Raw genomic sequence first — 14,812 nt, 5'->3', positions numbered from 1 at the left:
ATTTACTGATTCTGACTGCTAACTGAGGACTGCACACTGCAGACTCATTCCATTTTTAATTCCGAAATCTGAATAGGTGACATTGCCAACTTATTCATAATCTCAGGTGTTTTATTATATAGCATTTGTATAATTCTGTGCGGTGCAAAGACGTAACGTTGTCTATACATAGCATCCCAACGTTGATAGGTTTGTTTACTAAAAAAACTACCTTCTTTAAATTCGCTAGCCGATTTTAATTCATCTATTTTAAATGAAATCGCATACGATTCTAATGGAATCTCCTTATTTGCTATACTCTGTAAAATGGCATGTGTCACTTTATTTTCGTCTTTAGCAAATATGTTATGAATTGGACCTAAATCCACACGTTTTATGAGCTTTGGAAATACTTTTGGCAGACGTTTATCAATCCCATACGCCATAGTATCTAAAGACATTTCACGGTCTGCAATAGATTTTAAAGCACTATAAATTTCATTGCGTTCCTTTAGAGGATCTTTACCGTCGTAATCAAAATACATGTAGCAAATAAATGGTCTGTTGTGAGACACATCATAAAAACTCCAACTCACCAAATACTCTGCAACAGAACCTTCTGGTGCTGCTATAATTTTACCTTGAACAAAGCGATTAAAAATATATTCTTTTTTAGCAGACGTATAGTAAACTATTGACGCTGCTTGAAAGAGCTTACGCTTAGCAATAGGTTCTTTCTTTCTCATTAAAGTGTCTAAAAACTCGTCTTTTAAAGTATCGATATCTGTGAGTTTGCCTAAATAATCTTCTCTTAATGCTAAATCATTAAATAAGTAACGGAATTCTAAATAATTAGGAAAACTAGAGTCTGTTAAATCGACTTTCATGTTTTCTTCATCGTCATACATGTATTTTACACGCATAGCTTCAATAGAATACAATAATAAATCGCTGTATTGCTTAAAGAGAAGTACTTCTTGTTGGTTTAAAATTTGTTTTTGTTGAACAGCAACAATGAGTTCTTTCAGCGAGAAATCTATCATTCTATGATAGAATACATATTGCTCTTTGGAATCTAATATTGCTGAATCTAGTGGTGTTACAATCATTTTAGTAGGCCGTTGGCAGTATTCAGTTTGCAGTGTCCCAAGAATACCTGGAAAATATTATTTAAAAAAGATATTGAATATATAGTTTTAGCCACAGTATTCAGTCTCGATTTGACTACCAACTGAATACTGATAACTAACAATTACTTATTATCCTAACAAATCATCATCTCCTGCTTCTGGCTTTGGTTCACCTGCTGGCTCTCCTCCTCCATCCCCCCCTGAAGGTGCGTTTGCATCTGCTGCGTAGTAATCTTCGAAAATCTCTTTCATATCAATTCCATAACGCTCAGCAAAATTCTTTTGAATAGACTTATCTTTTTCTCGAATTTCTTGTAGCGCTTCAGCATAACTACCATAAACACCCTGCATCACTTTTTCGTGCACTGGAATGTTGTCCATCATTTCTTGACGCGCTTTTGCACTTGCGGTATGCATTGCTGCTAAAGTGACTCCAATATGCTCATCCGTTTTAACACCTAAATGTTCTAAGATTGCTGCAAATTCTTGATCTGTACGTGCTTTTAAAGCCACTACATAACCATCGTAATACTTTAAACGCTCATCTGTATCAGACTTTAATTTTGCACGGTGCGTTTGTAAATTACTACGTAAAGATGTTAATACTTTAATAGTAAGGTTATGCTTGTGTACGAAACTATCTTTTGAAGCAGCTAATGTTGTGTAAGCATTCTTAAGACCTTCTAACTCTTCTACTTTTTGCTCTAGTGTAGTAACTTTACTTAAAGCATCCGAATAATCAGTTGACTGCTTATCTGCTACTTCTTCTAAAGCTTGACGTGCTTGTTTTAATAACGCATATTCCGTCTCTAGCTTATCTTCTACTTCTTTTTTCTTTTGAAGTGCTTTTGTATGATTATTAGAAGCCTCTACAATAGCTGTTTTAAGGCTTTCTTCAACTTCCTTAATTTCAATTTCTCTGTCTTTTAGACGTTTGATCGCTGCTTGACTCTTAAATGATAATTCATTTAATAAGGTTTGAACATCGGCTGTTTCAATTCGTTGCTGAAACATAGCTTTTGCTTCATTATCTGCAGCATCACGTGTTTTTTGAGCATTCTTAAGTTCTGCTTCGGCATCATTTATTTTGCTTTTGCGTCCCCAAAGGTTATTCCACCATGTGTCTGGTTTATTATTTGCATCCTCAAGCTCAACTTTAGCACGTTCTAAACGTTTAATAGCATCGTCTATGATTTTTTGTTCTGAAGCGTTTAGTGCAGAAAAACCTTCAAACATAATTCCGACTTCGTCCTGATAATCTGTTAAATCCTTAATAGCATCTAATAACGTAGACCTGTCTTTTTCTGCCATATCAACCACATTATCTAATGTGGCATTTAATATTTTCTGACGACTTTCTGGGTCATCTTCTTGAGCAAGCTTTGACTTCATTTGGTCAATGGCTTTTCCCCAATTTACATCGACTTTTTCAGCTTTCTCTTGTGAATTGGTTTCTAATAAATCAAAATCATCAGGCATATAGTGTAGTGTTATTAAAGTTGAACATCATTCTGTTAAGCAATTTCGGTAATTTTTTAAGACTACAAAAACTTTAGTTACTAAAATATAGGTAGCAGTTTTTTAATATTTGTTACAGAAAATTGAAATAAAATTGAATTTCTTAATAATTTAATAACCTCATATTCACCTTAAAAACACTGTGGTTTAACGGACTTATACAACAGTTAATCGGTGCGTTTGTGAACTAATAGTTTGTAAATAATTTACTATTAAGTATTTAACATTAACTTTTTTTATATATTAGCGCTGTAGAACCCAAATCTAAAACGAATAATAATGCATAAGAACCTGCTTTCAAAGGCTTTGATTGTGACGACTACACAGCTTACGATGATCTTAATAGCCGTAGCATCTATTTTTCTCGTTTTTATTTTAATAGCCATCATTAAGATGTATAAGTTAAAATCGGAAAACAAAAAATTAATGCAAACCAATGCTTATAAAGATTATGAAGAGTCTGGTGAAGATTTACATAGCGGGCATCTTTATGGTGATAATTAAATAATGAATTTAACAGCGATTACGCGTATTCTAGATGGCTCTTCTCAACGAATGATAAGTATTTTGGGAATTGGGTTTGTTACAATGACAATTTTATGGGCTTTACAATATTTAAAATCCAGAAAATTAAAAGAAAAAATAAAACAGTTAGAAAATAAAAAAACATAAAAAAGAGCCAGCAATTTGCTGGCTCTTTCTTGTTTCAATAGTCTGTAAATTTACCTTACCAACTTTCTATACTTAATTCGTTTTGGCATTAAATCACCACCCAAACGTTTCTTCTTGTTTTCTTCGTATTCACTAAATCCACCTTCAAAGAAATAGACTTGAGAGTCCCCTTCAAAAGCTAAAATGTGCGTACAGATTCTATCTAAGAACCACCTATCGTGACTAATAACAACAGCACAACCTGCAAAGTTCTCTAAACCTTCTTCTAACGCTCTTAATGTATTAACATCTAAATCGTTAGTTGGCTCATCTAAAAGTAATACATTACCTTCTTCTTTAAGTGTCATAGCGAGATGTAAACGGTTACGCTCACCACCCGAAAGCAATTTTACTTTCTTGTTTTGCTCACCACCAGAGAAGTTAAATCGGCTTAAATAGGCTCTAGAATTTACTTCCTTACCACCCATCATTACCAATTCTTGCTCGTCACTAAAGTTTTGCCAAATTGTTTTTTCAGGATCAATATTAGAATGTTTCTGATCAACGTATGCAATCTTAGCCGTCTCTCCGACTTTAAATTCACCTTTATCTGATGCTTCTTCGCCCATTATCATTCTGAAAATAGTCGTTTTACCAGCACCATTTGGCCCAATAATACCAACAATACCCGCTTGAGGCAAATTGAAATTTAGATTATCGTACAGTAATTTATCATCATAACCCTTAGCAACACCAATAGCTTCGATTACATTTGTTCCTAAACGTGGTCCATTAGGAATATAGATTTCTAATTTTTCGTCAAGCTGCTTTTGATCTTGACTCATTAATTTATCATAGTTCTTCAAACGAGCTTTTTGCTTTGTCTGACGACCTTTTGCACCTTGACGTACCCAATCTAGCTCACGCTCTAATGTCTTTTGACGCTTAGAGGCTGTTTTACTTTCTTGTGCCATACGTGTAGACTTTTGATCTAACCAAGACGAATAGTTTCCTTTCCAAGGAATTCCTTCACCTCTATCGAGTTCTAAAATCCAGCCAGCCACATTATCTAAGAAATATCTATCGTGTGTAACAGCAATAACAGTTCCTTTATATTGTGCTAAATGATGCTCTAACCAATGTACAGATTCTGCATCTAAGTGGTTGGTTGGCTCATCTAATAACAACACATCTGGTTCTTGAAGTAATAAACGGCATAAAGCAACACGACGACGTTCACCACCAGAAAGTACACCAATTTTCTTATCACCATCTGGAGTTCTTAAAGCATCCATTGCGATTTCTAGTTTGGTATCTAATTCCCATGCATTAGCAGCATCAATCTGATCTTGTAATTCTGCTTGACGATTCATTAGCTTTTCCATTTTATCGGCATCGCTATACACTTCCTCTAAACCAAATTGATCATTAATATTGTTATATTCATCAAGTATAGCAACGGTTTCTGCAGCACCTTCGCGCACAATTTCCATAACCGTCTTGTCATCATCTAATTGCGGTTCTTGTTCTAAATACCCAACCGTATAACCCGGTTGAAAAACCACATCACCTTGATAGTTTTTATCAACTCCTGCTATGATCTTTAAAAGTGTAGACTTACCAGAACCATTTAGACCTAGAATACCAATCTTAGCACCATAAAAGAAACTTAAATATATATTTTTTAAAACAGGAGTATTTGCTCCTGGAAAGGTCTTTGTTAGACCAGACATTGCAAAAATTACTTTTTTATCGTCACTCATAATTGTTAGTTATTTATTGTAAAGTTAAACTATTGAACATCACAAATTAATTACACACGTCCTTTTAAAGCATTGAAAACCCATGCTATACAGAAAAAACCACCACCAACAGCAGCAAATCCCCAACCTGCAACATCATCATATCTAAATGCTCCAAGGGCAATTAACCCTAATCCTACAAAGACCATAATCCATGTTGCCCAAGCTAATACCGTATTTTTATTCATTGCCATAATCAATCTTAGTTTTAATCGTTAGTTAGTTTACAAATATCGCATTTTAAATAAAAAAAGCATCACTATTTGTGATGCTTCTAATGTAAATTGTTTCAAACAACTAAAAATTAATCATAGGAACTTCAATAAATAATAGCTCACTATCGGTTTTGGCTATTATATTGAAATTATCCGTTTCTGAAATTCCAATGGCATCTCTAGATTCTAAAGTCTCACCCTCGATTTCAACACTACCAGAAATAAGCATAGCATACACACCATGACTCTTCCCTTTTAGTTGATATATGAATGTTTCATCTTTTGACAAATCAATTCTTGAAAGCTTAGCATCTTGATGAATTTTAAGACTTTCTACATCAGTATCTTCAAAAGACGTTACTAAGGTTTGAAGCTGTCCTTTTCGATCTTCAGACTTGAATAATTTCTGATCATAACGCGGCTCTACATTTCGTTTTTGCGGTATTACCCAAATTTGAAATAAACTTAAATGCTCATCAATCGCCCCATTAATTTCAGAATGCTGAACTCCGGTTCCTGCTGACATTACTTGCACTTCACCTGGATGAACAGCTTGCCAATCGTCGTTCATATTATCACGATGCTTTAAAACTCCTTTTAGTGGTATGGTTATAATCTCCATATTATCATGTGGATGTGTTCCAAACCCCATTTTTGGACCAATAACATCATCATTTAAGACTCTTAATGCACCGAAATGCACGCGTTCCGGATTATTCCAACTTGCAAAACTAAAGGAATGATTTGCTTGTAACCATCCATGATCTGCAAATCCTCTACTGTCTGCTTTATGTATTACTTTTTTCATGATTATTTCCTTTTATTTAATTCTACTAGCGCATTTTATCCAATAAGTCACTTAATTGTTCCGCTTCAGCTTCACTTAAATTTTTAATTAACTCTTTATTCATATCGCTCGGAATTGTGTTTAGCAAATCCAGGCCTTGCTGTGTAATTTCAATTTTAACCACACGCCTATCGTGTTCTGATGGCAACCGTTTAATTAATTGTTTTGCACATAGTTTATCCATTAATCGTGTTGCATTAGGCGAGCGCTCTAACATTCGATCCTTTATGGTTTGCACTTTTAATGGCTCATTTGCTCCTCTTAAAATTCTTAAAATATTATACTGCTGTTGTGAGATCCCAAAGTCCTTAAAAGATTCGCTTTGACGGCTCGTAATCCAATTGGCTGTATAAATGATATTCAAAACCGCCTTTACTTTAAAGTTTTCGAATTTTGAATTAATATCTTTCGATAAATCTCCCATATTTTAATAGTCTTAAAAATTCTATTTAGGCTTTGATGTCATCATATTTATCTGTCTCACCAAACACTTTAGCGACATAAGGACAGCTTGCTCTTGCTTGTAATTTATTTTCTCTTGCGAAATCTGCAACGGCTTTAATTAATTGTAAACCGAGATCTTGACCTCTGTAGTTAACATCAATCTCTGTATGATTAATATCGATGAGACCGTCTTTAACATTAGCATACGCGATTTCACCAATCTCCTTTTTATTATCTAGTAGATAAAATCTATTTTTTGATTCTTCGTGTTTTAATTCCATAATTATAGACTGTCTTTAAATAGTTTTATTTTATTTAATAATTCTGAATTTAAGGCTTCATTTGTAATCTTACCATCAGAAAAGTTATCATAAAATGAAGGTAAAGAAAATTGAGCAACAATATTGGCATCGTGTCTAGGAAAACGATCAGAAGCCATTTCTAAAACAGAAGCCCCTCCTCTAGCGCCAGGAGAGGTTGCCATAAGCAATAAAGATTTGTTTAAAAATGTCTTTTGTTCTACTCTAGACGCCCAATCAAATATGTTTTTAAAAGCCGTACTATACGCTCCGTTATGTTCCGCTAAAGAGACTATAAAACCATCTGCTCCTTTTAAGTGACTGACAAAATCTATAGCTTCTTTAGGAAATCCTCCGGCTTGTTCTCTATCTGAACTATATATTGGCATTTCAAAATCGTTTAAATCTAATACCGTTGCACTAACACCATCTACTAATTGTGACGCGTAAGTGACTAATTGTTTATTAATTGAAGTGCTGCTATTACTTCCTGCAAATACTATGATATGCTTCATTTGTTTTAGTGTTTAAGTTTAATTGAGTTTTTTATAAAAGATATAAGATGTTATCAGTAAAATAAATGCTAATACCGCTGCCATTTGTTCACCATCACCGATCATATAATGTGCGAAAAAGGCTAGAATAAAAGCAAAAAAGAAACCGGAATACGCCCATTCCTTTAGCGTTTTTAGGCCTGGTGCCCATAGTACAATCAATCCTAATAATTTAACAACAGCATAAGGATAAATAATATAGGCTGGATATCCAAAATTTGTGAATGCGATTACCATATCGTCATGTTTAAAAAAGTACATGCTAATAGAAAACAACATTAACAAAGTTAATACCCCTGTGGCTGCGTAATAGATAATCTTATTTTTTTTCATTTTTCATTTGTTTTAAAGGTACAAATCTACAATAAAACTAATTAGTTTCCAAGGAAAATAATTCCATGTAATATTATTTTACAAACCAATCACTTTCCAAACATCTTTTCGTTTTGTAAATTCGTACAAAACAAAAACTAAGTTTTAACTCATAAACAACACCCACTTTCATGGGCAACTCATATGGATATCAAATTCAATAAAAACGAAGACCACAATAAACTTTTACTTTCTGACCTAAAAAAACGATTAGTTAAAGTAAAACTCGGTGGTGGTGAAAAAAGTATTGAGAAACATAAGGCTAAAGGGAAAATGACAGCTAGAGAACGTGTTAATTACCTTTTGGATCCTAAAGCTAAGTCTATAGAAATAGGAGCATTTGCTGGTGAAGGTATGTATGAGCAATATGGTGGCTGTCCATCGGGAGGTGTTGTTGTGAAGATGGGCTATGTAAAAGGAAAGCAATGCATTGTTGTTGCCAATGACGCCACTGTGAAGGCAGGTGCTTGGTTCCCAATTACAGGAAAAAAGAATTTACGCGCCCAAGAAATCGCTATTGAAAACCGCTTACCAATTATTTATTTGGTGGATAGCGCTGGTGTTTTTCTACCAATGCAAGATGAAATTTTCCCAGACAAAGAACATTTTGGTCGTATTTTTAGAAATAATGCCATAATGAGTAGTATGGGAATTACCCAAATTGCGGCAATTATGGGAAGCTGTGTCGCTGGAGGTGCTTATTTACCGATAATGAGTGATGAAGCTATCATTGTGGATAAAACAGGAAGTATTTTCTTAGCAGGAAGCTATTTAGTAAAAGCTGCAATAGGCGAAACGATTGATAATGAAACTTTAGGTGGAGCTACAACGCACTGCGAAATTTCTGGAGTTACAGATTACAAAGCAAAGGATGATAAAGATGCTTTAGATAAAATTAAAAATCTCGTTGATAAGATCGGGGATTTTGACAAAGCTGGTTACAATAGAGCTGAATCTAAAAAACCAAAAGAGAATCCGGATGATATCTATGGAATTCTTCCAAAAAGTCGCGCTGACCAATACGATATGAAAGAGATTATTAAGCGTTTGGTTGACAACTCTGAGTTTGACGAGTACAAAGAAGATTATGGCAAAACCATTATCACAGCTTATGCTCGGATTGAAGGTTGGGCGGTTGGTATTGTGGCTAATCAACGAAAATTAGTAAAAAACGCAAAAGGAGAAATGCAATTTGGCGGTGTTATATATAATGACTCTGCAGATAAAGCCACGCGTTTTATTGCCAATTGCAATCAGAAGAAAATACCTTTGGTTTTCTTGCAAGACGTTACAGGCTTTATGGTTGGTAGTAAATCGGAACACTCCGGAATTATTAAAGATGGAGCTAAAATGGTGAATGCGGTTAGTAATTCTGTAGTACCAAAATTCACGATTATATTAGGTAATAGTTATGGTGCCGGAAATTATGCGATGTGTGGAAAAGCGTATGACCCTAGATTAATTGCAGCATGGCCAAGTGCAGAACTCGCTGTAATGAGTGGTAATTCTGCTGCAAAAGTGTTATTACAAATTGAAACTGCTTCACTTAAGAAGAGGGGAGAAAAAATCACTAAGGAAAAAGAAGCGGAATTATTCAATAAGATTAAATCGAGATACGACGACCAAGTATCTCCATATTATGCCGCATCTCGTATTTGGACCGATGGAGTAATTGACCCTTTAGACACAAGAACATGGATTTCTATGGGAATAGAAGCTGCTAACCATGCTCCTATTGAGAAACCTTTTAATATGGGAGTTTTGCAGGTTTGATATGACCGAACGCACAACCCAAAAATAATCTTGTTATTTGAAATGTTTTTAATATTACAAGCTGACATTCCTTTTCTAACTACATTTAACGATATTAAAAAAATAATAGATACGAATATCTAAAATACAAGAGATGAAGGCATTAGAAAATCATTAACTCAATTTCCTAGATAGTATGCGCATTTATTTAATACATATAATTTGTTTGTTTACCTGTATTGGTTTTATGGCTTGTAAGACAACCAAGAAAGATGTTATACCACGTTATGAACAAGAGGTAAGAAATAGACATTTAAAAGGCCCCGTCAAACTGTTGCAATGTTATGTGGACTATGTAGATAAAGATTTATCATTCGATCAAAAGCAGTATTATAAGGCTAATCTTTATGCAGGAGGAGCAAATGAATTTATAAGTACTATTTCTGCTAAGTTTGATTCATTAGGAAGAGTAATAAGACTAAGACCTATTGACAGCGTTAATCATATCGTTAGAGATACTAATGCTGGTATATATTTCTACGATGAAGAAGATTTTAACTCTAAGAAGCAATACACTCAAAAAGATTACCCCAGATACAGCTATAATCCAAACACTCTAAAGCTTAATCAAAAAGGTTATAGCAGTAGTTCCCAAATTAATCTTAGCGATAGTATGGATTTAAAAATATATTATAGATATGATTATATGTTTGATAATTCTGGTAAGGTTTTAAAAGAGTTCAAATTAACTGACTGGGATAAAAATATAGACGGTAAACCGGAAATTATAGATTCTACTTACGCAGTCAACTATATTTATAATACAAAGGATCAATTAATAGAGAAACAGTTCAATTTTATATCAGACCGTTATCGAGATCCTATACAAATAGACCATAATTATGATGCCTACCGTCGTTTCAAAACAGTAGAAAAATACACTTACAACGATGTTGACCTCTTGAGCACCGTAAAACTTTACTACGACAACCAAGTGTTTTTTAGAGAAGAGTACACCTACAACAACAATGGGCAATTAACCAAAATGAGGCGCATTAAAATGAGTGATTTCATGAGCATCAATAAAAACATAAAACCTCACAAAGAATTGTTCTTTAATGATAAAGGAGATGTATCAAAGATCATAGCTTATAGGGATGATTTTAAGACACCTTTTGCTACTTACTTATATGTATATAAAAATTATGATAGCTATGACAATTGGCTCTATTGTGAGCTGCATTTAGATGGTGAGATTAAGAAAACACCAACCATGCTTGCCAAACGTATTATTGAGTACTATGAAAATTAAATGTTTAATGCTGTAAAAAGAAGAGGAATTATTCAATAAGATTAAATCGAGATACGACGATCAGGTATCTCCATATTATGCTGCCTCTCGTATTTGGACCGATGGAGTTATCGATCCTTTAGACACAAGAACATGGATTTCTATGGGAATAGAAGCTGCTAACCATGCTCCTATTGAAAAGCCTTTTAATATGGGCGTTTTACAGGTTTAAAACTCATAAGTAAATATAACACACAAAAAAAGAGCGCAAATTGCGCTCTTTTTTTTATATCATAAAATGCTATTAAAGAGTTAACCCTTCACGTTTAGCTTTCTTTTCTTCTCTTACTTCTTTAAAACGTTCCATTGCTGAACCAAAAATCCAATATGGTACTACAAAGGTTAAAAGGAAAATCATTAACCAAAATCCTATAGTTAATATGGTTAAAAATGCTAAAAATCCTAAATATTGATCAAAGTCGAACATAATTCTTGTGTAGTTTTCGTTTTGTTAGTACAAAGATATAACCAAAATATAAATTTTACAACAGCCTTGCGTAGTTTTATTAACACGTTATTAAAAAAAAACTATAATGACTTCATTAATAAATCTGCTGTAGCCGGATTTGTAGCCAATGGCACATTGTGTACATCACACAATCTCATTAACATAAGAATATCTGGTTCATGCGGATGGCGATCTAATGGATCTCTAAAAAAAAGTACCATATTACATTTTCCTTCTGCTACTCTTGCTGCTATTTGTGCATCACCACCTAAAGGACCAGATAATAAAGCATTAACATTAAAACCTGCTTTAGATACTTTTTCTCCAGTTGTTCCTGTAGAAATTAAATTAATATTTTTATGATGTAAAACGTTGCTATGTTCATTTAAAAATTGAACCATTTCAGCTTTTTTTCCATCATGAGCTATTATAGCTATTTCCATATTACAAGTTTTTCACGTGATAGTCTACTAAGCCTTCAATTGGTCGTCTCACAAAATTACCAACTTTAAAGCCATATTCTTTAGCTACTTGCTTAATTTCTTGTTGACCAAAAAAGGCAATAGATCCTGCAAAATGAACAGGCGCACCTGCTTTTAATTCCTCTTTATATTGAAGAATCATGTTTTCTGCAAATAGACGAATACCTTTAGTTATAATATTACTAATGTATTCTGAATCTTTATTGATAAACATAAATTCGGCATGGTCAGCTAAATACGCGCTTGGATTCGTTTGCTTGTAAAGATTGTATTTAATAAAATCGGCATCTAAATTATGCTTATGAGCAAATGCAACACTAATGGTATCTGGCATTTTCTTAAAGTAGTAATCTCTAATTAATTGTTTACCAAAATAGTTTCCACTGGCATCGTCCATTAATATAAATCCAAGACTATTTACACGTTGGTGCAAATCTTTACCATCATAATAACTACAATTAGAACCTGTTCCTAGTATACAAACTACAGCAGCTTCATCGTTAGAATTAATACATGCTCTAACTGCCGCATAGGTATCTTCTCTAACCTCTACGGTTGCGTTAACGAAATAAGATTCAAGAATTGATTTTAATAACAGTGTTGGTTTCTCTGTTCCGCAGCCTGCACCATAAAAGTAAATATGCGTAACATCGCTAGCAATAGCCATTAATTCTTTACTCTTACGAATTGTTTTATTCAGTTTTTTTTCTGCTACAATAGCAGGATTTAAACCTTTGGTTCTTATTTTGTCTACGGCTTGTTTGCCATTAGAATCTATAGCAATCCAGTCGCATTTTGTAGAACCTCCATCTGTAATTAAAATCATAATAATCTATATAATTAAAAATTCCGTAGCCTATGATAATTCATAATTCTACGGAATTTTCTGAATTAACACTAGGTCTTATAAGCTATTTGCTTTTTGAGCTAAATCAATTAATTTGTTTGAATATCCAAATTCATTGTCATACCATGAGATTAATTTAAAGAATTTAGAATTTAATTCAATTGAAGCATCCGCATCAAAAACACTAGTTCTTTCTTCACTTACAAAATCTTGAGATACAACAGCATCTTCAGTATATCCTAGAACACCTTTCATAGATCCTTCAGCTGCTTTCTTCATTGCTGCTTTAATCTCTGCTAAAGTTGTGTCTTTTTTAGTTTTTACAGTTAAATCTACAACTGAAACATCTACAGTTGGTACTCTAAATGCCATACCTGTAAGTTTTCCGTCTAATTCAGGAATTACTTTACCTACTGCTTTTGCAGCTCCTGTAGAACTTGGAATAATGTTATTAAGAGCAGAACGTCCTAAACGGTAATTTTTAGGTGATGGTGCATCTACTGTAAATTGTGTAGACGTTGCTGCGTGAATTGTTGTCATTAAAGCTTCTTCAATTCCGAAGTTATCTTCAATTACTTTAGCGATAGGTGCTAAACAGTTTGTTGTACAAGACGCGTTAGAAACGATAGTATCGCTAGCTTTTAACGTATTATCATTTACACCCATTACAAACATTGGTGCATCTTTACTTGGTGCAGAAATTACTACTTTTTTAGCACCACCATCAATATGGTATTGCGCTGTTTCTAAAGTTGTAAAAATACCTGTACATTCTGCAACAACTGTTGCTCCTGCTTCATCCCACTTTAAATTTTTAGGATCTCTTTCTGCTGTAACACGAATTGTTTTTCCGTCAACTACTAAATGTCCATCTTTTACTTCAACAGTTCCGTCAAATCTTCCGTGAACTGAATCATATTTTAATAAATATGCTAAATGCTCTACATCTAATAAATCATTAATTGCCACAACATCAACGTCATTACGTTTTACTGTTGCTCTAAAAACTATTCTTCCTATTCTACCGAATCCGTTGATTCCTAATTTTAAATTTGCCATTTCTCTATTTTTATTTTAATTTTTATTCGTTATTAAATTGACATTATATCAGAAACTCTTAAAAGTTCCTTGTTTATTTTTGATTTTCCTTTTACAGCTTGATCAAATGGTGTTAATTCTATGACGTCGTTTTTCATACCAACCATATAATTACTTTTGCCTGTAATTAAACTTTCTACAGCCTTTACTCCCATTCTACTTGCAAAAACCCTATCAAAACATGACGGTGGACCTCCACGTTGCATATGCCCAAGTACAGAAACTCTAACATCGTACCCTTCCATATTTTGGTCTACATAATCTTTAAGTTCAAAAACACTTTTACCTATTTTATCCCCTTCGGCGACTACAACTATACTCGATGATTTTCCAGATTTTTTACTTCGTTTTAAAGATTCAACGAGTCTATCTAGTCCTAAATCTTCTTCAGGAATTAAAATTTCTTCTGCTCCACCAGCAATACCAACATTTAAAGCAATATGCCCAACATCTCTTCCCATCACTTCAACAAAAAACAATCTGTTATGTGAACTTGCTGTGTCTCTAATTTTATCGATAACTTCAACAACTGTATTTAAAGCTGTATCGTAACCAAGTGTATGTGTTGTACCAAAGATATCGTTATCTATAGTACCTGGAATTCCCATTACTGGAAAATTAAATTCCTTATTAAATATCATGGCACCCGTAAAACTACCATCACCACCTATCACAACAAAAGCATCAATACCAGCTTTTTTTAATTGCTCGTAAGCTAATTGTCGGCCTTCTTTTGTTCTAAATTCTTTTGATCTCGCAGATTTTAAAATCGTACCACCTTTATTAATGATACCTTTTACACTACGTGCATCCATCTCTATAAAATCCCCATCAATCATCCCTTCATAGCCTCTATAAATACCGTAGCATTTTATATCATGAAAAGCACAAGTTCTTACTACAGATCTAATTGCAGCGTTCATTCCTGGCGCATCTCCTCCAGAGGTTAAAACACCTATTTTTTTTATTGTTTGTAGCATTATCTTAATTATTTACAGTAAAATTAAGAAACTTAATATATAA

At 33.6% G+C, this 14,812-nt stretch carries 18 protein-coding genes and 1 pseudogene; 5 read left to right on the top strand and 14 right to left on the bottom strand.

All coding sequences use genetic code 11. The annotated features are described in order from the left end of the window. Positions 1-44: 44 nt before the first annotated feature. Entirely contained in the window at positions 45-1,088 is a 1,044-nt protein-coding gene (locus tag DFQ09_RS16900) for a hypothetical protein (RefSeq protein WP_115812475.1), read from the bottom strand. Between the two features lie 150 nt (positions 1,089-1,238). Continuing rightward, the gene (locus DFQ09_RS16895; RefSeq protein ID WP_115812474.1) at positions 1,239-2,588 is read right to left on the bottom strand and encodes a coiled-coil domain-containing protein; all 1,350 of its coding nucleotides are present in this window, start codon (positions 2,586-2,588) and stop codon (positions 1,239-1,241) included. A 318-nt stretch (positions 2,589-2,906) separates the two neighbouring features. Here DFQ09_RS16895 and DFQ09_RS18780 point away from each other — a divergent pair, with 318 nt between their 5' ends. Both DFQ09_RS18780 and DFQ09_RS18995 read left to right on the top strand, forming a co-directional pair. Next, a complete protein-coding gene (locus tag DFQ09_RS18780; protein WP_147298365.1) occupies positions 2,907-3,131 on the top strand; it encodes a hypothetical protein in 225 nt (74 codons plus the stop codon). A gap of 3 nt (positions 3,132-3,134) precedes the next feature. After that, positions 3,135-3,299, top strand: a complete 165-nt coding sequence (locus DFQ09_RS18995) for a hypothetical protein (protein WP_181897206.1) — start codon at positions 3,135-3,137, stop codon at positions 3,297-3,299. 50 nt (positions 3,300-3,349) lie between these two features. Here the strand turns inward: DFQ09_RS18995 and ettA are convergent, their stop codons facing one another. The 7 genes from ettA to DFQ09_RS16860 all read right to left on the bottom strand — a co-directional run bounded on the left by ettA (position 3,350) and on the right by DFQ09_RS16860 (position 7,772). After that, positions 3,350-5,041 (bottom strand): energy-dependent translational throttle protein EttA, encoded by a 1,692-nt coding sequence (gene ettA, locus DFQ09_RS16890; RefSeq protein ID WP_115812472.1) that lies wholly within the window; start codon positions 5,039-5,041, stop codon positions 3,350-3,352. Between the two features lie 50 nt (positions 5,042-5,091). Then, entirely contained in the window at positions 5,092-5,274 is a 183-nt protein-coding gene (locus DFQ09_RS16885) for a CAL67264 family membrane protein (protein ID WP_040757621.1), read from the bottom strand. A gap of 103 nt (positions 5,275-5,377) precedes the next feature. After that, the gene (locus DFQ09_RS16880) at positions 5,378-6,103 is read right to left on the bottom strand and encodes a pirin family protein (RefSeq protein ID WP_115812470.1); all 726 of its coding nucleotides are present in this window, start codon (positions 6,101-6,103) and stop codon (positions 5,378-5,380) included. A gap of 25 nt (positions 6,104-6,128) precedes the next feature. Next, positions 6,129-6,566, bottom strand: coding sequence for a MarR family winged helix-turn-helix transcriptional regulator (locus tag DFQ09_RS16875; RefSeq protein ID WP_115812468.1), 438 nt, complete (start codon positions 6,564-6,566; stop codon positions 6,129-6,131). Between the two features lie 25 nt (positions 6,567-6,591). After that, positions 6,592-6,867 (bottom strand): GNAT family N-acetyltransferase, encoded by a 276-nt coding sequence (locus DFQ09_RS16870; protein WP_115812466.1) that lies wholly within the window; start codon positions 6,865-6,867, stop codon positions 6,592-6,594. A gap of 2 nt (positions 6,868-6,869) precedes the next feature. Next, on the bottom strand, positions 6,870-7,400 hold the full coding sequence (locus DFQ09_RS16865; RefSeq protein ID WP_181897205.1) for an NADPH-dependent FMN reductase: 531 nt from the start codon (positions 7,398-7,400) through the stop codon (positions 6,870-6,872). An 18-nt stretch (positions 7,401-7,418) separates the two neighbouring features. After that, complete coding sequence (locus DFQ09_RS16860; protein ID WP_115812464.1) at positions 7,419-7,772, bottom strand: DoxX family protein; 354 nt, start codon at positions 7,770-7,772, stop codon at positions 7,419-7,421. 183 nt (positions 7,773-7,955) lie between these two features. On the opposite strand from DFQ09_RS16860, the gene DFQ09_RS16855 reads away from it, so the two are divergent. The 3 genes and pseudogenes from DFQ09_RS16855 to DFQ09_RS16845 all read left to right on the top strand — a co-directional run. Beyond that, positions 7,956-9,584, top strand: coding sequence for an acyl-CoA carboxylase subunit beta (locus DFQ09_RS16855; RefSeq protein WP_115812462.1), 1,629 nt, complete (start codon positions 7,956-7,958; stop codon positions 9,582-9,584). 226 nt (positions 9,585-9,810) lie between these two features. After that, a complete protein-coding gene (locus DFQ09_RS16850) occupies positions 9,811-10,875 on the top strand; it encodes a hypothetical protein (protein WP_115812460.1) in 1,065 nt (354 codons plus the stop codon). Positions 10,876-10,891: 16 nt separating this feature from the next. Further along, a pseudogene (locus DFQ09_RS16845) lies at positions 10,892-11,086 on the top strand (carboxyl transferase domain-containing protein); the annotation flags it as partial. Between the two features lie 72 nt (positions 11,087-11,158). Here the strand turns inward: DFQ09_RS16845 and DFQ09_RS16840 are convergent. From DFQ09_RS16840 to pfkA, 5 genes are all read right to left on the bottom strand, one after another. Continuing rightward, the gene (locus DFQ09_RS16840; protein ID WP_115812458.1) at positions 11,159-11,341 is read right to left on the bottom strand and encodes a hypothetical protein; all 183 of its coding nucleotides are present in this window, start codon (positions 11,339-11,341) and stop codon (positions 11,159-11,161) included. Positions 11,342-11,442: 101 nt separating this feature from the next. Next, on the bottom strand, positions 11,443-11,805 hold the full coding sequence (locus tag DFQ09_RS16835; protein WP_115812456.1) for a methylglyoxal synthase: 363 nt from the start codon (positions 11,803-11,805) through the stop codon (positions 11,443-11,445). A gap of 1 nt (position 11,806) precedes the next feature. Next, positions 11,807-12,670: an N-acetylglucosamine kinase gene (locus DFQ09_RS16830; protein ID WP_115812454.1), complete on the bottom strand. Its 864-nt coding sequence runs from the start codon at positions 12,668-12,670 to the stop codon at positions 11,807-11,809. 78 nt (positions 12,671-12,748) lie between these two features. Next, a complete protein-coding gene (gap, locus tag DFQ09_RS16825; protein WP_115812452.1) occupies positions 12,749-13,750 on the bottom strand; it encodes a type I glyceraldehyde-3-phosphate dehydrogenase in 1,002 nt (333 codons plus the stop codon). Between the two features lie 32 nt (positions 13,751-13,782). Continuing rightward, a complete protein-coding gene (gene pfkA, locus DFQ09_RS16820; RefSeq protein ID WP_115812450.1) occupies positions 13,783-14,769 on the bottom strand; it encodes a 6-phosphofructokinase in 987 nt (328 codons plus the stop codon). Positions 14,770-14,812 lie beyond the last annotated feature (43 nt).

Source organism: Winogradskyella pacifica (assembly GCF_003386275.1).
Lineage (GTDB): Bacteria > Bacteroidota > Bacteroidia > Flavobacteriales > Flavobacteriaceae > Winogradskyella > Winogradskyella pacifica.
The sequence above is the reverse complement of the archived record's forward strand: the minus strand, read 5'-3'. Positions and strand labels throughout refer to the sequence as shown.